A 1,314-nucleotide genomic window follows, 5' to 3' on the forward strand; every position below is an offset into this window, starting at 1 on the left:
TGTCCAGTCCTAAAATATATTGACAACTAAAAGTGTTGCAAAGACGCCCGATGAACCTCATCGGGCGTTTTGTTTTTCAGGCTTGAGTGGGGCCGCTCGTTGTTATAGATTTGAATGGATTGTGCAATAAGCTTTCGTGCTTCTGCAAGATTTGCCGGCGTATTCAATAAGAACTCTCCCTTGAGAATTCCATTCACCCGCTCAGCTACAGCATTTTGATAGCAATCGTATCCATCTGTCATTGAGCATCGCACTTTGAATTTTTCGTGTAATTGTTGGTAATAAGTAGAGCAGTATTGAATGCCTCGATCTGAGTGGTGTATCAGATCGGACATGCTACTTTTACTACGCAATGCACGTCGATAAGCCACACTCACTTCCTCCGTTTGCAGGCTGGCATGAACATGATGCCCGACGATCTTTTTTGAATAGATGTCGGTCACCAGACTTAAATAAACAAATTTTTCACTTGTCGGTATATAGGTTATATCGGCGACCCAGACTTGTTCTGGTTTAGAAGCTAACACTTGCTGAGAACCTGCCTTTAGTAGGTTGGGATGCTTGTAAAAACGATGGTGACTGTGCGTCGTTTTATGATAGGCCCGTTTGGGCTTGATCAATAAATGTCGCATTCTGAGAAGGTGGAACAAGGCATCTCGCCCAAGCTTGATACCCGCTTGTTGCTTCCTCTCACGTAGCAGAAAATGAAGCTTACGCGTGCCAATCTTCGGCTGACGTAGTCGAAGTTTCGTCACCCATTCGATGACTTGTTCATGCTCATTGTGACGCGCTTGGTCGCGTTCAATTTGTTGATAATATGCCTGACGTGTCCAACCAAAATAATGGCAAGCCTTGCTAATGCTTATTTGAGGCGTTTTCTTGTGCTCAAGGACTTGCCTAAATGCTTTTTTGGAATGGCGATCCCAAAGTCATCTCGAATAACATTCACGATGGCTTCAAATAGCTGCGCTTTTTCGTTCGCAATCTTTAGCTGCTTTTCAAGTTCTTTAATCCGTTGTTCAGGCGTCAGTGGTAAGGGTTCTTTGGACATGGCTAAATTGAGATTTTTTCTTAAACCCATATTATGCCAATCTTGCGTACCATGTTTGCGTAACCAAACTAAAACAGTGGATCGCCCCTGTATCCCATATCGCGTTTGGGCTTGCTTATAGGTCATGTCGCCTTTTTCCACCTGACTAACAACCGACAATTTAAAGGCTAAGGTGTAATCTCTTTGACTCCTACGCTCTGTTGATTTCATTGACGTTCCTTTCGATCACAAAGAAAACTGTCAATCTATTTCAGGACGGGTCA

At 43.5% G+C, this 1,314-nt stretch carries 1 protein-coding gene; it reads right to left on the bottom strand.

Features of this window, described 5'->3' with window-relative positions; translation table 11 throughout:
- Positions 1-26 precede the first annotated feature (26 nt).
- Positions 27-1,261 (bottom strand): IS3 family transposase gene (locus tag H8K36_RS18860; RefSeq protein ID WP_186918074.1). Its coding sequence is split into 2 segments (ribosomal slippage): positions 27-913 and positions 913-1,261, totalling 1,236 coding nucleotides; the frame shifts between segments, so codons are not numbered across the junction.
- Positions 1,262-1,314: the final 53 nt, after the last annotated feature.

Origin of the sequence: Affinundibacterium nitidum (assembly GCF_014284155.1) — a bacterium.
GTDB lineage: Bacteria > Pseudomonadota > Gammaproteobacteria > Burkholderiales > Burkholderiaceae_D > Undibacterium > Undibacterium nitidum.